The sequence below is a fragment of the Desulfovibrio subterraneus genome, from assembly GCF_013340285.1.
Classification (GTDB): Bacteria; Desulfobacterota; Desulfovibrionia; order Desulfovibrionales; family Desulfovibrionaceae; genus Halodesulfovibrio; species Halodesulfovibrio subterraneus.
On the sequence record NZ_BLVO01000004.1, the window covers coordinates 387,663 to 407,556 of the forward strand.

Here is a 19,894-nt window from a genome sequence, read left to right on the forward strand (position 1 = left end):
CAACCCATTCCGCTTGCACCCGCCGGTGATTCGTCACCGGCGGGTGCCTTGCTTTTCAGATTCAGGCCCTGCGCACGTCAACAGTGTTGTCGTTCAGGGTGGTTGCCTCGCCGATGTCGGAAAGACGCTCGTGGTGCAGCGTATTGACCAGATTGCCGTTGGCAGACTGCCTGCGGGCAAACACTCCGGCAGCAGCCACCGCGCCCTGTGCAACCAGCGCGCTCACCAGCACGGTGAAGGTGACCTCGCCAAGCTCGTTGAACGCGACAACGGCATCGCCGTCCGCAATGCCCCGGGCTTCTGCGTCAGCAGGATGCATGACCAGCGTCATCTCGCCCCGCCGCTCCACCAGATCATCCCGTTCGAGGAATATGGAATTGAGCGTTTCCGAACTGGGAACGGCGATGAGCCGGAGGGGGTGCGAACCTCCATGACACTTCTGATAACAGGGTACCGCAAACTTCTGCGCTGCGTTCACGATCATCAGCTTACCGGAAGGTGTCTTCCAATCGTCGTGCGCGGCAAAGGGCGTGGAAACCTGCCCACCGGTGCGCAGCGTATTCCATTCCTCATCCGTAAGACCGGACAATCCCTGCTTCGGGTGGTCCAGCAATTCTATGAGCAGTTCCTCTTCGGTTCTGTCGAAGTGGCTTTCTTCGTAGCCCATGGCCTTGGCGAGCAGGCAGAAGATATCCCAGTTGCTCTTGCTTTCACCGGCAGGCGGCAGCAGCCTGTAAGCCGTACCGAAAGAACAATAGCCATACGAGCTGTAGCAGTCCGCCTGCTCCACGGAGAAGGTGGCGGGCAGAATGATATCCGCATAGCGGGCGGTGTCTGTCATGAACCGCTCATGCACCACGGTAAACAGATCAGGGTTGGTCAACCCCTGCAAAATACCCTGCTGGTTGCACACCGAGCCCACCGGATTGCAGGCATAGACATGCAGGCAGCGGATGGGAACGCCACCATCTGTCCCGCCAAGGGCAGAGGCCAGCATGTTGATATTCACCTTGCGGGCAGTGTTGGTCCGCAGATCGGGTCTGGTTATACGGGTTGCATCCACATAGGGGCCGCCCCCCGGAGAACAACCGCACAGTCCGCCTCCGGGGCGGCTCCATGCTCCGGTAAAGGCAGAGAGAATGGTGATGAGCCGCACGGTCATGCCACCGTTGCCGTAACGGGAATTACCGCTGCCCAAGATGATGGCAGGGGCGGCAGCCGCTCCGTATTCGCGGGCAAGCTCCCTGATCACCTGCGCAGGCACGCCGGTTTCCGCCTCGGCCCATTCGGGGGTGCAGGCGTGCAGGGTTTTGGCAAATTCTTCGTACCCTTCAGCACCGTCACGCAGAAACGCCTCATCGACGAGGCCCTCCGCAGCCAGCACGTGCATCATGGCCAGCGCCAGCGCTCCGTCCGTGCCGGGACGCACCAGCACCACCTGATCGCAATAGGACGCCATCTCAAGCGCGCACGATTCCACAAGCACCACGCGCTTGCCAGCGCGACGCGCCGCCGCTATCTGCGGCAGGCTCTGCAGGCGGGTGGCCTTCATATTGCTGCCCCAGATGATGAAGAGGTCACTCTGCGCCAGCTCCCTCGGGTCCAGACAACCGGTTTTACCCACCACGGCGGAATAGCCTGCGGACTTGGCCGAAGCGCACAGCGTCTTCACAAGGGAGCATGCCCCCATCCTGTTGAACAAGGCATCGCCGCAGTTACGGTGAATATAGCTCATCACGCCGGAATAATAGAACGGCAGTATGGTTTCCGGCCCAGCCTCGGCAATGGCCCGCTTCCAGTTACCGGTAATTTCACGAATGGCCTCGTCCCACGAAACAGGAACGAATTCGCCGCTGCCCTTGGCTCCGGTGCGCCTGAGCGGGGAGAGAATGCGGTCCGGGGAATGGATGGATTTTTCGTAGCGCTGCATCTTCCGGCAGATGACGCCGCGGCAGACCGGATCGTCAGGATCACCCTTGACCCTGACGACCTTGCTTGTATTGCGGGCGTTACCGCCTGAGCCTTCTTCTATATCGACCAGCAGCCCGCACGTGGTGGGGCAATCGTACGGGCAAATGGATTTGTAGGTGTTCATGGCCACTCCTGTGCGCTATGCCTGCGGTTCATACTACTTGGGGTAACTGCGGAAATACCCGTACACACCGCCAATGGCAACCGGTGCGAGGGATTTTGCGATACGCTCTCCGGGCAGACCGCGCACGGCAAACGGATAGTATCCCTTTTGCCGGAAAAGGCCGGAAAGGGTTGGAATGCACACCTCAGCCTGTATGCATTTTCCTGCCATAAAGGTACACACAAGGCCGGATTCGCAAAAAACAGGCCGCCTTGCGGAAAAATCACAGCCTTGCGGCGTGCATACGCATAAAACACTTGAATAGCCGGAAGCATCGTGGCAGAAGCCTTGTTACGTCATAACTGATTGAGGGCCATCCCATTGATGATCAAGCGTCCACGCTGTCTCGTCCACCTCAAGCTGCCCCAGCGCAAGTTTTCAGGCCGCACACAAGCTGTGCGTCGTTTCCTTGCGCCCGGCGAGCAGTCGGGCGAGCCCTATAGTACGTGCATTTCCTCCACGCTGCCCACAGTCTGATCTCCCCTTTCTCGTTTTCTGTCTGGTCCGACTCCGTAGCGTGGCTTACGGTTGCGGTGCGCGCCCCTGCGCGTTGTAAACTGTCTGCCCCGGCTGTGCCGGGTATTGGAACTTCAATGGCGAATACGGACTCCATTTTCGAATTACGTGGTGTTACCAAATATTTTGAAGACACCTGTGCCCTTTCCGATATCAACCTGAACATCCGCAACGGTGAATTTCTTACCCTGCTCGGCCCTTCCGGCTGCGGCAAGACTACCATTCTGCGCCTGCTCTCCGGCTTCGAGACCCCTTCTTCGGGCGACGTGCTGCTGAACGGTCAGGTAATGAACGACGTGCCGCCGGAAAAACGCAAGGTGAACACGGTATTCCAGAACTACGCCCTGTTCCCGCATATGACCGTGCGCGATAACGTGGCCTTCGGCCTCAAGATGGCCGGTGTGGACAAGGGCGATATAGCCCAGCGGGTGCGCGAAGCACTTGCCATGGCCCACATGGACCACCTTGCCGACCGCAGACCCGGCCAGCTTTCCGGCGGGCAGCAGCAGCGCGTGGCCATTGCACGCGCCGTGGTGAACAATCCCCTCGTCCTGCTGCTCGACGAGCCCTTCAGCGCGCTCGATTTCAAGCTGCGCAAGGCCATGCAGCTGGAGATCAAGCAGCTGCAGCGCAAGCTCGGCATCACCTTTGTTTTCGTCACCCACGACCAGGAAGAGGCATTTGCCATGTCTGACCGCGTGGTGGTCATGAACGAAGGGCAGATCGTGCAGATAGGCTCGCCCAAGGAAATCTACGAAGAGCCCGCCAGCCTCTACGTTGCCCGCTTTGTGGGCGACATCAATATTCTTGACGCAACCATCCTCTCCTCTTCCGGCAACGGCATGTATGATGCCGAGGTGGAAGGAGTGCCCATGGCGCTGCACAGCAAGCGCGCCTTTCCCGAAAACCGCGATGTGAAGGTGCTGCTGCGCCCCGAAGACCTGCGCGTGCACCGCGTGGCTGAAGGCATGCTGGACGAACCGCACCTGCTGGGCCGCATAGCCCAGACGGTATACAAGGGCGCCACCGTGGACCTGCACGTGCAGCTTGACGATGCGCACGGCGGTATATCGCTCATGGCCTCGGAATTCTTCAACGAAGACGACGAGGAAATCATCTACGACGCGGGCGAACGCGTTGCCGTGACCTGGGTTGACGGTTGGGAGGTTGTGCTGGATGCAGAAGATCACTAGCCGTTTTGCCAGAACCAGCATTCTCATCGTAGGGGCATGGCTCACGCTTTTCGTGCTCGCCCCGCAGCTCATGCTGTTCATAGCCACGTTCCTTCAGCGCGGGCAGCAGGAATTCATCACTTCCACGTTCACGCTCGAAAACTATGCACGGCTGCTTGATCCGGTCTTTCTGTTCATATTCTGGGAATCGTTCCGGCTGGCCGGGGTCACCACGCTGGCCTGCCTGCTGCTGGGCTATCCCTTTGCGTACATTCTGGCCACCAGCCGCAAGAATCTGCGCCCGTGGCTTCTGCTGCTTGTCATCATCCCCTTCTGGACCAACTCGCTCATCCGCACCTATGCGATGATCATCATCCTGAAGTCCGGCGGGGTGCTCAGCAACCTGCTGCAGGCGCTGGGGCTGATCGACAAGCCCATTTCGCTGATGTACACGGACATCGCCATTTTCATCGGCTTTACCTACACACTGCTGCCTTTCATGATTCTGCCGCTCTATGCGGCCATAGAAAAACTGGATATGCGCCTGCTTGATGCCTCCAAGGACCTTGGTGCAACGGCGTTCCAGACCTTCCGCCATATCACGCTGCCGCTGACCATGCCCGGCATTGTGGCCGGCTGCATGCTGGTGTTTCTGCCCGCGCTCGGCATGTTCTACGTGCCGGAAATTCTGGGCGGTTCGCGCTACATGCTGCTCGGCAACTACATCACCAACCAGTTCCTTGTGGCCCGCGACTGGCCCCTCGGCGCGGCAGCGAGCACCATTCTCACCATCACGCTGATCATCATGATTGCGCTCTACCTGCGCAGTGTGCGTGCATCGTCGCGCACCGGCGGCGACAATCTTGAAGAAGAGCTGCTGAACACGGCGGAGGGAGCATGATTAAACGCGCATCCCAAGCCTATCTCTGGCTGATCTATTCCTTTCTGTACATCCCCATCCTTGTGGTGATGGTCTATTCTTTCAACAATGCCCGTTTCGCAACGGACTGGCGCGGCTTTACATGGAGCTGGTACGGCAAGCTCTTTGCCAACACCCAGCTCATGGACGCCGCCCTGAATACGCTGATGGTTGCCACGCTGGCCGCCACCTTTGCGTCCGCACTGGGAACGCTGGCCGCGCTGGTGCTGCACCGCTACCGTTTTCCCGGTCGCAAGGTGCTGCACGGCTCCATATTCGTGCTCACGGTTTCGCCCGATATAGTCATGGGCATTGCCATGCTCATGTTCTTCATTGCCGCCAAGATTGAGCTTGGGTTTCTCACCCTGCTCATAGCGCACATTACCCTGTGCCTGCCTTTTGTGGCGGTCACCGTTCTGGCCCGTCTGGCCGAATTCGATGAAAACATCATCGAAGCGGCCAAGGATCTGGGAGCCACGGAATCCAGGGCCTTCCGGCACATCATTCTGCCCATGATAATGCCCGCCGTGGCGGCAGGATGGCTTTTGAGCTTCACCTTATCCATGGATGACGTGCTCATCAGCTTCTTCGTCACCGGCCCGACCTTTGAAATCCTCCCCCTGAAGATCTATTCCATGGTAAGACTGGGGGTAAAACCGGATATCAACGCCTTGAGCGCTGTCATGTTCACTCTTACCGTGGTGCTTGTTCTTGCCGCCCACGCACTGACCAGAACGAGGAGAAAATGATGAAAAGAATGTGTATGGCCCCCGTGGTGGTCCTAGTGATGCTGCTCACCTTCGTCATGGCCCCCCTGCATGCGAACGCGGCAGAAGAGAAGGTTCTCAACCTGTTCAGCTGGAGCGAATACTTCCCGCAGGCCGCGCTGGACATGTTTGAAAAGGAAACGGGCATCAAGGTCGTATACACCACATACGAATCCAACGAAGCCATGTTTGCCAAGCTCAAGATGCTTGAAGGCAAGGGATACGACATTGTCGTTCCTTCCACCTATTTTGTGGCGCTGATGCGCGAACAGGGTCTGCTCAGCAAGATCGACCGCAGCAAGATCACCAACTTCGGCAACCTTGATGCCAAGGTGCTCGGCGGCCCCTTTGACCCCACCAATGACTATTCCATCCCCTACATGTGGGGTTCTACCGGCATGATGGTCAACTCCAAGCATGTTGACCCTGCCACCATAACCAGCTGGAAGGACCTGATGCGTCCCGAATTCAAGGGCAAGGTGCTTCTTTCCAGCGACCTGCGCGATACCATCGGCATTGCCCTGAAGGCACTGGGCTACTCAGTGAACAGCCGCAGCGAAGCCGAGATCAAGGCTGCCTATGAATTCCTGAAGGAACTCAAGCCCTCGGTGCTGGTGTTCAACGTGGAGTCCACCAAGCAGGCGTTCATCGGTGAAGAAGTGGTCATCGGCATGAGCTGGAACGGCGACGCCGTCATCGCCATGCAGGAAAATCCCGACCTGAAGTTCATCTACCCCAAGGAAGGCCTGCCCCTGTGGCTCGACTCCCTGTCCATTCCTGTCGGCGCGGAGCACAAAGACAATGCTCACAAGTTCATTGACTTCACGCTGCGTCCCGACATTGCCAAGATGATTGTGGAAGAGTTCCTCTACTCCACCCCCAATACGGCCGGATGGCAGCTGCTGCCCGACGAGCTGAAAAACAACAACGCCGTTTCCCCCACCGACAAGGACCTGACCGGTTCCGAGTTCACCAACTCCGTGGGTGATGCCAAGGCCATCTATGAAAAGTATTGGGAAATGTTGAAAACCAACTAGCAACGCACTACGCCTTATGCTATATTCCGGCGTGCGAACACTGCACCCCCGCAGTTGTGGCTCGCGGTGCGGATAAAAATCAGACTTACAGGGCGGTGCAGAAATGCACCGCCCTTTCTGTTTTCAGAAACAGGCCGATACCCCGGAACAGTTACAGGGCTTTTCCTGCCCGGAAACAATCGTCAGACAGGAAAACGCGTCATGGATGCATCTCGGGATAATCGTTCAGGCAAACCACCCGCCTCCGGCGCAGAAACGGATTCTCAAGAAGTGCTCCGGCACCTGCTGGATGGTGAAGGCCGCCCCCGCATGCTGCTGGACAGCATAGAAGACGCGGTGTTTCTCTATACCATACGGCCGGACGGCAGCCGTGGCCGCTTTCTGGAAACCAATGCCGCAGCCTGCGCACGGCTCGGCTACACGCCGGACGAATTGCGTTCCATGACCATGGACGACATAGACGCTCCGGAAACGCTCGCGGAGCGCCCCACCATACAGACCCGCTTCGGCACCGGCAGCACGGCGATTTTCGAAGCCGTTCACCTTACCAGAAGCAACAAGCGCATCCCCGTTGAGGTCAACGCCCGCCGGTTCGATATCGACGGCACACAATGCATTCTGGCCATCGCACGTGACATTTCAGACAGGCGCAAGGCAGAATCTCTGCGGCGGGAATACATGCAGCATCTCGAATCCGAGGTGGCCCGGCGTACCGCAGAACTTGAGCAATCGAACCTGCGCCTCATGCGGGAAATTGAGCGGGCCAACGCGGCAGAAGCGGCCGCCCTGCAGTCAGAAGCACGGCTTCTCGGCATATTCAACGCCTCCGGCCAGTCCATCATTCTTCTGAATATGCAGGGCGAGGTGCTGCACGCCAACGCCATAGCCGCTGCCGGCTTCGGGCTGACTCCCGGGGCCATGGCCGGAACAAGCATCTACGACTATTTTTCACCGCAGGATGCCGAACATCGCAAACAGCTCCTGCAGCAGGTGGCCGGCCTCAAAACCCCCGTGGCCTTCAAGTCGCAGCGGGGTGAGGCGTCACTTGCGCACAACGTGTACCCCGTCATGGACAGGGATGAAGTTACCGGCTTTGCCATCTATTCCGAAGACATTACACGCATTCTCGAATCAGAGAGAGAACTTGCGGCACATAACCGCCAGCGCGAGGTGCAGCATGACATTCTGACCAGCGCGCACGCCTCAAACACACTGGATGAATTCCTTACTGCGGTGCACAGAATCATGCTGCGTGAACTGAGGATGGAGAATCTGCACGTGGCCCTTCTGGACGAAGGCACCGATACACTTAGTTACCGGTACTGCAAAGATTTCTCCGACATGGCACAGGGTATTCCCGACTTAGGTTCCCTGCAGGTTCCCCGGCTGAGTCGTGTTCCGCTCAACAACAACGGCGCGGTCTGCTATTCACGGACAGACCTTTACGCCATGGCCGACGCAAGTTTGTTCGATCCTGACAGCCCGGTGCCCTGCTCGTGGCTCGGCGTTGCCCTGCGCGCGGGCAACAGGCCCATAGGGGTCATGTTCACGCAGAATTATACTAACGAGTGCCTGTATTCCGACTACGACATGCGGCTGCTCTGTGCCTGCTCCGACCAGATTGCCCTGAGTATAGAACGCAAGCGGGCGGAAGAGGCTGCCCTTTCCGCACGGGATATTTTCATGAATATTCCTTCGGGGCTGTTCATCTACCAATATACCCCCCCGGATTCACTCACACTGGTCAACGCCAACCCGACTGCTGAAAAACTGACGGGAGTTACCCTCAGAGAGTGGGCCGGCAAGGATTTCAGAAAAATCTGGCCGGCCGCAGAAGCGGGCGGTCTGTACGAATCCATCGCCAGTCCGCTGCGGACCAGAACGGACTTCATTACCGAAGAGATGCACTACAAGGACGAACGGCTTTCCGGGGCTTTTCAGGTACATTCCTTCATACTGCCTGAAAATCGTCTGGGGGTTACTTTTCAGGATATCACCGAGCGGAAAAGAGCTCAGCTGGCCGTGCAGGAGAGCAGTGAACAATACCGTGCGTTCTTTGAAGACAATCACTCGGTCATGTTCATTCTCGACCCGGCAAACGGGTCTATCCTCGATGCCAACAAGGCGGCGGAACAATTCTACGGCTATGCACGCGACTACATGAAGGGAAGAAGCGTGGCCATGCTTAACCATTTCTCCGCTTCACGGCTGAAAAACACGCTCAGAGGACTGGCACGGCAGCGCATAACCAGCATCATAGCCCGGCACATACTGGCCAACGGCGAATGGCGCGATGTGGAGGTCTATTCCGGCCCCTTCACGGTGCACGGGCACAAGCGCCTTATCTCCATTGTGCACGACATCACCGAACGCAAGAAGAATGAAGCGGCCCTTGCCGCAGCCAAGGAAAGTGCGGAACAGGCAAACAGGGCCAAGTCGGAATTCGTCGCCAACATCAGCCACGAGGTACGCACCCCTTTGAGCGGCCTCATGGGGATGCTGCAGTTGCTGCTCACCACGCCGCTTAACGGCGAACAGGAAGGGTATATCGATACCGCGCTGAAGTCCTCTAAGAACCTTCTGCAGGTGCTGAACGACGTTCTGGATTTTTCCAAGATCGAGGCAGGCAAGCTGACCATCGAATCGCGTGAATTCAGCGTACCCAACCTGCTCAACCAGTGTGCCGACCTTTTCCGGCATCAGGCGATTGCCAAGGGCCTTACGCTGACGCATGAGGTCATACCGCCCGTCGAAGCCAGCTATTTCGGGGACGAACTGCGCATCCGCCAGATTCTTCTGAACCTGATCGGCAACGCCATAAAATTTACCGAACGGGGTTCCGTCCATATCGAAATGGCGGTAAAGCCCCTTATGAATCAGAGAGTTGCGCGCCTTGACATGACAGTACGCGATACGGGCATAGGCATTCCCAAAAGCAAACTCAACGCCATATTCGATGCGTTTACTCAGGTAGACGGTTCCATCTCAAGGAAATATACGGGGACCGGCCTCGGGCTGGCCATCGTCAAACGGCTGGTGGACCTGATGCAAGGCACTATACGGGTGGAAAGCCGTCCGGGCAGAGGAGCCACAGTCTACGCAAGCGTGCAGCTGGAACTGACGGGCAATACGTGCCCTGAAACCTGTGCGGAGCAGGAATCCGAGCCGGAACTGCCCCCCATGCGGGTGCTCATTGTGGAAGATGAAGCTGTTAACAGATACATGGCCAGCCGCCTGCTGGAAACCATGGGGCACAGTGTGGTCGTGGCAGAAAACGGCAGCGAGGCGCTTGAACAGCTCAAAAGCACCCCCTTCGACCTTGTGCTCATGGACATCCAGATGCCGGTAATGAACGGGCTGGAAGCCGTGGGCCACATCCGCAAATTCCACGGCGTTGCCAACCCGCCGGATATTCCCGTCATCGCCCTTTCGGCGCATGCCTCGAATGTGGACAGAGAAAAAGCGCTTGAGCAAGGCATGGATGAATACATTGTCAAACCGTATGAGATAGCGGAAATGAAAAAGGTCCTTCATCACGTTATGCGGAATAGACTGGCGTGAGACAATCCTGACGGGTGCAGCATGCCGGACTGAATGAAACCGGCAGCTGCCTATATTGAAGGCTGTGCCTGTCTGCCGGTGAACAGGCGGAATGAGCAACCGGCGCTCAACTCAGACCGAGCAATCTATACACCGCAGACATGTCCAGTGCTTCACGGACAACGGCTGCCAGCCTGTCCAGAGCCGGATCAAGCGAATATGGCGCGACCACCCTGCCAAGAGGAGCCTCACCCCTGCGGCTGCGCAGCCTGTCCACAAAGGCCCGCCTGAATTCGTCGGCATCGAACACCCCATGCATGTAGGTGCCCCACACGCGGCCATCCGCCGTGCTGTATCCCGCCGCTGTGCCGTCCGGCAGCACCACGCAGGGCGATACTCCCCCGCCCTCGCCCACCTGCGTCCTGCCATGGTGGATCTCGTAGCCGCAGACGGACAGGTCAAAGGCGGTATGGGTTCCTTCCACACGGGTCAGCACCTTGTCCGGCCCCATGATGGTATGCACGTTCAGCAGGCCAAGCCCTTCGGTTTGATCGTTCCGCCCGTCCGATTCCACCTGCAACGGATCTTCCACACTTCTGCCGAGCATCTGCAATCCGCCGCATATCCCCACAATCTCGGGGGCATTTTCCGCAGACTGGCGGCCCATCTGTTCAATGGCAGAGGCAAGTCCGGTCCGGCGAAGCCATTCCAGATCGCCGAGCGTATTCTTGGACCCCGGAATGAGAATGCAGTCCGGCCGCCCAAGTTCTCCGGGCGAGCGCACACCGCGCACACGCACATCCGGTTCGCCGGAGAGCGCGTCCAGATCGGTAAAGTTGGCAATGTGCGGCAGGTCGATAAGGGCCACATCCACACAGCTTCCTGCCTTGGGCATATTCCTGCACATTGCTTCCTTGAAGGAGACGGAATCTTCCTCGGGAAGCCCCAGTTCCGTGACATGCGGCACCACGCCGAAGAACGGCTTGCCGGTCTTGCGGGTGGTATATTCAAGGGCGGGGTCCAGCAGCGAGGCATCGCCACGGAATCTGTTGAGCACAAATCCTGCCACAAGATCACGCTCCCACGGATCAAGCAGTTCCATGGTGCCCACCAGCGAGGCAAACACGCCTCCCCTGTCGATATCGCCCACAAGCAGCACCCGCGCATCCGCATAGCGTGCCATCTGCATGTTCACGATATCGTGGGCTTTGAGATTGATCTCGGCGGGGCTGCCCGCACCCTCCAGAACCATCACATCATGCTGCGCGGACAGCGAATCATACGCCTGCTGCACTGTCCGGAAAGCTTCCGGCTTGAAGGAAACGTATTCCTTCACCCGCATGTTGCCCACGGCATGCCCCATGACGATGACCTGCGAGCCCGTGTCCGAAGAAGGCTTGAGCAAAACAGGGTTCATGCGCGCATCCGGTTCCAGCCTGCAGGCCGCGGCCTGCACCGCCTGCGCCCGGCCAATCTCCCGCCCGTCCGGCGTGACAAAGGAATTCAGGGCCATATTCTGCGCCTTGAACGGGGCAACGGAATACCCGTCCTGCAGCAGAATGCGACAAAGAGCCGCCGTCAGCACGCTTTTGCCGGCATTGGAACTGGTCCCCTGCAACATCAGGGCAGGAATCTTGCGGTCAGGCTTGTGTTTTGGCATGGTGGAAGCTGTATCCCGTTTCCTTTCGTAAAACCAGTGCATTCCTGCCCATTTCGCCCCACAAGGCAGATTTGATAAAGGTTTAGCAAAGAATAATGGACGGTTGCCGAATTAGCAGGCACAAGAGCAGCATGACGCACATTCTTGCCATCGCGCGCGACAATGATAACGGCGCCATTCTCAAGCGCCAGCTTGAACAGCTGGGCGCCACAGGCACTCTTGCTTCCGAATCTGAAAGCATAGTTCATATCATGCGCACACAGCCCATACAGGGCATACTGATCAACATGCCCACATTCCTGCGCCTGCACGGTGAAGGAAAGAACATCATCAACGATTCCATGGGCAGCTTTCCCATGCTCCGCTGCCGGGTGGACGGAGAAACCGGAGCACTCACCGTGTTTGAACAGGGAGTAACCCCTGAACAGGCGCTCGCCCAGTTCGTGCACCAGTGCGCAGCCCAGCCGCCGCGCACCATCCGACGTGAGGAACGCACGGCCATTACCTGTGCCATTCTTCTTTCACAGGACGCGGGATTCAATCCGGCCACCACGGAACGTACCATAACTTTCGACGTATCCCCGCTCGGGACGTTCTGTTTTTCCACGCACATATGGAAGCCGGGACAAACTGCCTGGCTGCAATTTCTCGACCTTGCCGACAAGACTCCCATATCCGGAACCATTGTTCACGCCACCCGCTGGGGCAAGGGCTGCAAGCGTCCAGGGTGCGGAATAAGCTTCCATTCCATAACGGATACGCAAGGCGAAGAACTGGCCGTGCTGCTCAAAGGAAGCTGCATGGCACCCAAGAGAGTTATCATAAGTTGACCTTACCCGGAATTAGCATATTGAATTACATGCTGAATACGACTACATGTTCCTCAGCCGACGGCGAACATTGCAGGATCATTCCGTCTCAGCCCAAGCGAAGACGCCAACGCCCGCAAGTTACCGGACCAGGCTATTCAGGAGCATAATATGGTAAAATTCTTCAAGGTATTCGGTTCCATCATCGGTGCATGCCTGCTCATTGTCGCAGTGGGTACGGTTGCGCTCGTCACTCTGGTCGACCCGAACGACTACAAGAACCGCATTGCCGAAGAAGTTCGCAAACGGACCGGAAGAACCGTGGAGTTCACCGGAGACATATCTCTTTCCTATTTTCCCTGGCTTGGACTTGAAACCGGTCCCGTGCGCATGGCCAACCCCGACAGCTTCGGCGGCGGCGATTTCATGAGCCTCGACCGTGCAGGCATTCAGATCAAGCTGATGCCCCTGCTCAAGAAAGACGTGCAGGTTTCCTTTGTCACCGTTGAAGGACTGAAGCTCAACTTCATCCGCAACGCCAAGGGAGAAGTGAACTGGGAATTCACGCCCGAGCTGCCGGCTCCTGCGGCCGCTGCTGCCGCATCTGGAACAGCCACGGGTGCAGCACCCAAAACGTCCCAAGCTCCACAGGCCATCAAGGACGCCGACGGATTTGCTGACAACACCGTGGCCACGCCGCTGGAAACCCTGCCCGCCCTGCTGGTGGATTCCTTTGCCATTACCCGTGCAGACATCACTTTCACGGATGAACAGACCGGTACCACCCGTGCGCTGAAGGACCTTTCCCTCGCCACCTCGGCCATAACGCTGGGTAAACCTGTCGATCTTACCATCAAGACCAAGGTTGAATCGAACATTCCCCGCATGGAATCCGATGTCGACTTCCATACCACCTTTATGCTGGCGCATGACCTTACCCGCATCGAACTGGATAACCAGACGTTGAATGTGGACGCAAAGGGCAACACCTTTCCTGGTGGCTCGCTTTCCCTGCGCCAGCAGGGGGCCATGTCCTACGACCTGATGCAGCAGATATTCAACGTGCGGAGTTTCTCTGCCAATGCATATGATGCTGACCTGAGTGCCAGCGGCAAGCTTTCTCTGGCTGAAGCTCCCGTGTTTCACGGCAAGGTGGCTGTGGAATGCACCCTGCGAGATACGCTCAAGGCTCTTGGGCTGGAGTTGAAAACTGCTGATGCTTCGGTTCTGGACAAGGCCGCCCTCAGCTTTACCATTGCCGCCTCCCCCGTTCAGGTTGCCCTTTCCAACATCAACGGTACGCTCGATGACACGAATTTCAGTGGCGCAGTGCGCATCAGACAGTTTGCACGGCCGGAAATAAAGGCCGAGCTGGCTGTTACTGCGCTGGATGCAGATCGCTACATGCCTCTCGCGACAGACGGGAAGACCGAGAACGAAACGCCCCCTGCCAAGGACAACACGTCCGAAGCGGACAAAAACAATGCCCCTGCCCAAAACAGCACTGCCGACAAGCCTGACACGAGCGGAAAAACCGCCACGTCCGGCTCCGGCACCGCCAAGGCAGCCGCCAAGGACAACAAGCCTGCTGCAGCCCAGCCCGCAAAAGCCGCGCCTGCACAATCCGGCAAGCCTGCCGTTGCCGGAGAGGCTGATAAGGCCGCAGGAGAAGAGCCCTTCATCTCCGCGGAAGCCCGCAAGGCTCTGCGCAAGCTGTTGCTCGACGCGTCCCTGAAGGTCGGCGCATTCACCGTACAGAAAGTCTACCTGACGGATATGGATATCAAGGTCATGGCCAAGGACGGCATTTTCAAGGTATCACCCTGTTCCGCCAACCTTTTTGAAGGCCGCTACGATGCGGATATCACTGCGGACATCCGCAACAAGGATACCCGCTCCAGCGTCTCGCTGAACGCAAAGAACCTGCAGGTTGCCCCCATAACCGCGACCTTCATGGGTGACCCGCGCGCCACGGGAACAGCCAACTGGCAGACCAACCTCTACGCCACCGGCGATACGGTGCAGGAAGTTCTCTCCACCCTGAACGGCAAGGGGTCCTTCTCCGTCACTGACGGAGCGGTTCTCGGAGTGCAGATCGTTCCCGACAAGGTCAAGGGCGAGATCAGGAATTCAAAGGTGGACAAAGCAGACGATTCCCTGCGCAAGCAGTCCTTCGAGCGGCTTTCCGGCACGTATGTCGTGCGCTCGGGTCGCGTAACGAACAAGGACCTCGCACTTGTCGCCCCGAACATCAAAGGCTCCGGAGCCGGCTATGCAGACCTGTATCAGGACAAAGTCGACTTCAAGGCCGTTGTGCGCATTACGGGGCTTCCCAAAATTCCTGTTACCGTGACCGGAGCACTGTCTGCCCCGCTGTATGAATTTGATGCGCGGGCCCTGCTCAAAGCCACGTTCAGCAATCTGGGCGACCTGCTCCCCATCCCCGGTCTGACGGGAGACGATGCCGGCACCAAAAAGCAGAACGGCGGCAAAGACGAAAAGAAGCCCAAGAATCCTCTGGAACAACTGGGCAAGGGTCTGCAGCAGCTCTTCCAGCAATAGTTCAGAGAACCTCGCCCCCTGCCTCAGACAAAGAGAAGGAGAAGGATATGACACCGCACACACCCGAAAGCTTCGTACCGGCCTCCGGCGACAGAGCACCTGCCTTCAACCTCGTGAATGCAGCGGGTGAGCCGCGTCCGCTCTCCCATTATGCGGGCAAATGGCTTGTGCTCTACTTCTATCCCAAAGCCTCCACCCCGGGCTGCACGCGGGAAGCGCAAGGATTCACGACCCTCCTGCCGGACTTTGAAGCCTGCAATGCAACGGTGGTCGGCATGTCGCCGGACTCCTGCAAGGCCATCACCGGATTCATCGTCAAGCAACAGCTTGGTGTCGAGCTTCTTTCTGACCCGGACCGGACAGCGGCCAAAGCCTATGGCGTCTTCCAGCTCAAAAAGAACTACGGCAAGGAGTCCATGGGCATTGTACGCTCCACCTTCATCATCGACCCGCAGGGCGTGGTCCGCATGGTATTCAGCCCGGTGAAAAAGGTCGATACCCACATGCAGGAAGTGCTTGAGGCCGTTCGCACCCTCACGGCACAGCCATAACAGGGCATCTGAAGTTTCAATATTTTCAAAAAGATAACGCTGCAAAGATATTCTTTCAGCCCCCCCTTCCCTTGACAGGGGGGGTAGGCGTTGTTACCCGTCAAGTCTTGAGGGAAGCGGCAACCGTGCCCCGCTCCGGCAGTTCACGCTCATTTGGCGGGTCTGCCTGAACGTCTCGCCGCGAAAGCAGACGGAAACACATGCGGCAAGGCTGGCCCCTCGACAGGTAGATGTGACGGACACCGGCCGGTGTTCATACCCTTGGCAACAAAGCAGACGGGACTGGCTGCACACCATGAGCCTTGCACAGCGCGAGACAGACGTTCTCTCCACGATCATCGAGTCCTATATCACCACGGCGCTGCCGGTGGGGTCTCGAACCGTGGCCAACACCTCGCGTCTGAAACTTTCTGCCGCCAGCATGCGCAACACCATGGCCGACCTCACCGACAAGGGGTATCTGGAACAGCCCCACACATCGGCAGGTCGCATCCCTACAGCAAAAGCTTTCCGCCTGTATGTTGATTCACTGCTGCGCATGCGCCCTGTCTCCCGCGATGAGCGCGACAGCATTCTGAATCATATGACGTTACAGGGGCTGGAAATCAGCCAGATGCTGCAGCAGGCCACGGCACTGGTTTCCTCGCTCTCGCATGAAGTGGCTCTGGTGCTCGCGCCGGGTGGCAACGACGTGCGCTGGCGGCGGGTGGACTTCTCCCTTGTTGCAGACCGGCTGGTACTTGCCGTGCTTGTTCTGGACGGCGGCATAATCCGCAACCGCGTGGTAAGGCTGGACGAAAAGGTCTCTGCAGACGACCTTATCCACTTCGGCAATTACCTCAACAGCCACTACACCGGCCTTACCCTGTCAGAAGCCCGCAGCCGCATTTTGAATGAACTGCACAGAACCGGGGCGCATCTGGAAGAACTCTGCGCCCGTGCACTCGGCCTTGCCCGTCTTGCCTTTTCCGGCGAGGCGGAAGCGGAGCGGCAACTGTTTGTAGAAGGCACCCTGACCATGCTGGACAAGGCGGAATTCACCGATTCCGCACGCATGCGCGAACTGCTCGCGCTGCTGGATGAGCGGACCAGACTGCTCAAACTGCTGAACAACACCATGCGCAGCGCGGACGTTTCCGTCTCCATTGCACCGGACATGCCCGAAGCTGAAGACAGCTTCGCCGGACTGAGTGTCATTTCTGCCCCTTACGGCGTTGAAACCCCGCTTGGCGTTGTAAGCGTCATAGGCCCTCTGCGCATGGATTACGGCACCATCGTCCCTGTTGTGGACTGTATTTCAAAATCCCTATCCACCCTGCTGAAAGACCGGTTTTCCGCTTAGGGAACCGTATAGCATATTCTCAAGGAGCAAGTATTTCCATGGTTAAAGACAAGGTTGAACTGAGCGAGGAAGCAGCAGAGCAGCTCGAAAAGGACAAAGCCGGCGCTCCCGTGCAGGAAACCATAGATTTGACGGATGAAGAGCTTGTCGCACTGTGCAAGGCACGCGTATGCCCCGCCTGCAACGAAAAAGTCAGCGCCGACGAAGCACGCCTGCGCTCGCTGGCAGAAATGGACAACTTCAAGAAGCGCATCCAGCGCGAAAAGGAAGAACAGGCCAAGTACGCAGCGGAAAACGTTCTTTCCAGCCTGCTGCCCACGCTGGACAACCTTGGCCTTGCCATTGAATACGGACGTAACCTTGAAGGCTGCAAAGACATGCTCATCGGTGTTGAAATGACCCAGAAGCTGCTTCTCGACGCCATTGCACAGCACGGCCTGATACAGGTAGGTGCCACCGGAGAGGCCTTTAATCCCGAAGTCCATGAAGCCATTGGTCAGGAGCCCTGTCACGATACGCCCGAGGGCTGCATCAAGAAGGTCATGCAGAAGGGCTACCGCCTGAAGGAACGCCTGCTGCGCCCTGCCAAGGTCATGATTTCCACCGGCAAGGCATAGCCTTCCGTCGCATATTACGCACCAAACGGGCGCGGGAAGCATTTCCCGCGCCCGTTTTTCTTACACAGACGTGCAGGATATAATTTGAAAAAACGTTTCATTGCACCAAGTTGCAACATCTTGTGTAAAAAATTTCACCAGTCCCCCTTGCCCCTCGGGAAAACGAACTTAGTTTTTCCCCGAAGCTGACGCGATGCCGCTCCGACTGGCAGCGGCTCATATATCAGACAGAATTTACACACATATTTCGTGACTATCTCGTTAGGAGGAATCGCACATGGGCAAGATCATCGGTATTGACCTTGGAACTACCAACTCCTGTGTCTACATCATGGAAGGCAAGGACCCCAAATGTATCACCAACCCCGAAGGCGGACGTACCACCCCTTCCGTAGTCGGCTTTACCGACAAGGAGCGTCTCGTCGGTGATATCGCCAAGCGTCAGGCCGTTACCAACCCTGAGCGCACCGTTTTCGCCATCAAGCGTCTTATGGGTCGCCAGTTCAATGCTCCCGAAGTCGGCCGCTGGGCCGACCACTCTCCCTACAAGATCGTTTCCGGCAACGGCGGCGATGCACACGTTGAAATCGAAGGCCGCAGCTACTCCCCTGCCGAAGTTTCCGCAATGATCCTCGGCAAACTGAAGGCAGACGCTGAAGCCTATCTGGGCGAAGAAGTGACCGAAGCGGTCATTACCGTTCCCGCATACTTCAACGACTCCCAGCGTCAGGCCACCAAGGACGCAGGCCGTATCGCCGGTCTGGAAGTGAAGCGCATCATCAACGAACCCACCGCAGCTTCGCTTGCGTATGGCTTTGACAAGAAGGCCAACGAGAAGATCGCCGTGTTCGACCTCGGCGGCGGTACCTTCGATATTTCCATTCTCGAAGTGGGCGACAACGTTGTTGAAGTGCGCGCCACTAACGGCGACACCTTCCTCGGCGGCGAAGACTTCGACCTTGCCATCATCAATTATCTGGTGGACGAGTTCAAGCGCGAGAACCACGGCATCGACCTGTCCAAGGACCGCATGGCCCTGCAGCGTCTGAAGGAAGCAGCTGAAAAGGCCAAGAAGGACCTTTCCACTTCCATGGAAGCGGAAGTGAACCTGCCCTTCATCACTGCCGACCAGACCGGCCCCAAGCACCTTATGCTCAAGCTTTCCCGCGCCAAGCTGGAAAAGCTGGTGGAACAGCTTGTCGACCGCACCATCGCCCCCTGCAAGAAGGCACTGGCAGACGCCGGCCTTACCGCTGCAGAAATCGACGAAGTGGTGCTCGTGGGCGGCATGACCCGTATGCCTCTGGTGCAGAAGAAGGTTGCAGAATTCTTCGGCAAGGAACCCAACCGTTCCGTGAACCCCGATGAAGTGGTTGCCATGGGCGCCGCAATTCAGGGCGGCATTCTTGCCGGTGACGTGAAGGACGTGCTGCTGCTCGACGTAACCCCGCTGTCTCTGGGTATCGAAACCCTCGGCGGCGTGTTCACCAAGCTGATTGAACGCAACACCACCATCCCGACCAAGAAGTCGCAGACCTTCACCACCGCTGCGGACAACCAGCCTTCCGTGTCCATCCATGTCATGCAGGGCGAACGCCCCATGGCAGGTGACAACATGACTCTCGGCCGCTTTGAACTGACCGGCATTCCCCCGGCACCCCGTGGCATGCCCCAGGTTGAAGTGAGCTTCGATATCGACGCCAACGGCATCGTGCACGTTTCCGCCAAGGATCTGGGTACCGGCAAGGAACAGTCCATCCGCATCACCGCTTCTTCCGGTCTTTCCGAAGACGAGATCCAGCGCCTTATCAAGGAAGCCGAATCTCATGCTGACGAAGACAAGAAAAAGCAGCAGGTTATCGAAGTTCGCAACCAGGCGGACACCCTGATCTACTCTGCCGAAAAGTCCATCCGCGACCTCGGCGACAAGCTGGATGCCGGCCTGAAGAGCGAAATTGACGGCAAGATCGAAGCGCTCAGAAAGGTCATGGAAGGCGAAGACGTAGACGCCATCAAGAAGGCAACCGACGAACTGTCTCAGGCTTCCCACAAGCTGGCCGAGCAGCTCTACGCCCAGCAGGCGCAGGGTGCACAGGGCGGCGAAGCCGGTGCCGATGCAGGAGCCGCAGGTGGCCCCCGCAAGGAAGATGACGACGTGGTCGACGCAGACTACACCGAAGTGAAGAAGTAAACTTACGAGCCTGCAAGCCGGAGCGGACACCCGCTCTTGCAATTGCAACGGTATATGATTAGCTTGGCCTGATTCGT

The 19,894-nt window shown here is 57.8% G+C and carries 14 protein-coding genes; 11 read left to right on the forward strand and 3 right to left on the reverse strand.

Annotation, left to right across the window (positions count from 1 at the left end; all coding sequences use genetic code 11):
• Positions 1 to 61 precede the first annotated feature (61 nt).
• Positions 62 to 2,095: a molybdopterin-containing oxidoreductase family protein gene (locus HUV30_RS02225; RefSeq protein WP_174403760.1), complete on the reverse strand. Its 2,034-nt coding sequence runs from the start codon at positions 2,093 to 2,095 to the stop codon at positions 62 to 64.
• A gap of 33 nt (positions 2,096 to 2,128) precedes the next feature.
• Entirely contained in the window at positions 2,129 to 2,305 is a 177-nt protein-coding gene (locus HUV30_RS02230; protein ID WP_174403761.1) for a hypothetical protein, read from the reverse strand.
• A gap of 422 nt (positions 2,306 to 2,727) precedes the next feature.
• Between HUV30_RS02230 and potA the strand changes: the two genes are divergently transcribed.
• The 5 genes from potA to HUV30_RS02255 all read left to right on the forward strand — a co-directional run bounded on the left by potA (position 2,728) and on the right by HUV30_RS02255 (position 10,106).
• Positions 2,728 to 3,843 (forward strand): spermidine/putrescine ABC transporter ATP-binding protein PotA, encoded by a 1,116-nt coding sequence (gene potA / locus HUV30_RS02235; protein WP_174403762.1) that lies wholly within the window; start codon positions 2,728 to 2,730, stop codon positions 3,841 to 3,843.
• A complete protein-coding gene (gene potB, locus HUV30_RS02240; protein ID WP_174403763.1) occupies positions 3,827 to 4,723 on the forward strand; it encodes a spermidine/putrescine ABC transporter permease PotB in 897 nt (298 codons plus the stop codon). The genes potA and potB overlap by 17 nt, the downstream gene beginning before the upstream one ends.
• Positions 4,720 to 5,490 carry a spermidine/putrescine ABC transporter permease PotC gene (gene potC, locus HUV30_RS02245; protein WP_174403764.1) on the forward strand — a complete coding sequence of 257 codons (771 nt, stop codon included), beginning with the start codon at positions 4,720 to 4,722 and terminating at the stop codon, positions 5,488 to 5,490. Before potB ends, potC begins: the two co-directional genes overlap by 4 nt.
• A 38-nt stretch (positions 5,491 to 5,528) precedes the next feature.
• On the forward strand, positions 5,529 to 6,545 hold the full coding sequence (locus HUV30_RS02250; RefSeq protein WP_507762594.1) for an ABC transporter substrate-binding protein: 1,017 nt from the start codon (positions 5,529 to 5,531) through the stop codon (positions 6,543 to 6,545).
• Positions 6,546 to 6,746: 201 nt separating this feature from the next.
• Positions 6,747 to 10,106, forward strand: coding sequence for a PAS domain S-box protein (locus HUV30_RS02255; RefSeq protein WP_174403766.1), 3,360 nt, complete (start codon positions 6,747 to 6,749; stop codon positions 10,104 to 10,106).
• A 106-nt stretch (positions 10,107 to 10,212) separates the two neighbouring features.
• On the opposite strand, the gene HUV30_RS02260 is transcribed toward HUV30_RS02255, so the two are convergent.
• Positions 10,213 to 11,745 carry a cobyric acid synthase gene (locus HUV30_RS02260; protein ID WP_243452036.1) on the reverse strand — a complete coding sequence of 511 codons (1,533 nt, stop codon included), beginning with the start codon at positions 11,743 to 11,745 and terminating at the stop codon, positions 10,213 to 10,215.
• Positions 11,746 to 11,876: 131 nt separating this feature from the next.
• On the opposite strand from HUV30_RS02260, the gene HUV30_RS02265 reads away from it, so the two are divergent.
• The 6 genes from HUV30_RS02265 to dnaK all read left to right on the forward strand — a co-directional run bounded on the left by HUV30_RS02265 (position 11,877) and on the right by dnaK (position 19,817).
• Complete coding sequence (locus HUV30_RS02265; protein ID WP_174403767.1) at positions 11,877 to 12,575, forward strand: PilZ domain-containing protein; 699 nt, start codon at positions 11,877 to 11,879, stop codon at positions 12,573 to 12,575.
• A gap of 150 nt (positions 12,576 to 12,725) precedes the next feature.
• Complete coding sequence (locus tag HUV30_RS02270) at positions 12,726 to 15,116, forward strand: AsmA family protein (protein ID WP_174403768.1); 2,391 nt, start codon at positions 12,726 to 12,728, stop codon at positions 15,114 to 15,116.
• A 47-nt stretch (positions 15,117 to 15,163) separates the two neighbouring features.
• Entirely contained in the window at positions 15,164 to 15,667 is a 504-nt protein-coding gene (locus HUV30_RS02275) for a peroxiredoxin (protein WP_174403769.1), read from the forward strand.
• Positions 15,668 to 15,962: 295 nt separating this feature from the next.
• A complete protein-coding gene (hrcA, locus tag HUV30_RS02280) occupies positions 15,963 to 17,009 on the forward strand; it encodes a heat-inducible transcriptional repressor HrcA (RefSeq protein ID WP_174403770.1) in 1,047 nt (348 codons plus the stop codon).
• Positions 17,010 to 17,047: 38 nt separating this feature from the next.
• On the forward strand, positions 17,048 to 17,626 hold the full coding sequence (locus HUV30_RS02285; protein WP_174403771.1) for a nucleotide exchange factor GrpE: 579 nt from the start codon (positions 17,048 to 17,050) through the stop codon (positions 17,624 to 17,626).
• Positions 17,627 to 17,903: 277 nt separating this feature from the next.
• The gene (gene dnaK / locus HUV30_RS02290; RefSeq protein WP_174403772.1) at positions 17,904 to 19,817 is read left to right on the forward strand and encodes a molecular chaperone DnaK; all 1,914 of its coding nucleotides are present in this window, start codon (positions 17,904 to 17,906) and stop codon (positions 19,815 to 19,817) included.
• The last annotated feature ends 77 nt before the right edge of the window (positions 19,818 to 19,894 follow it).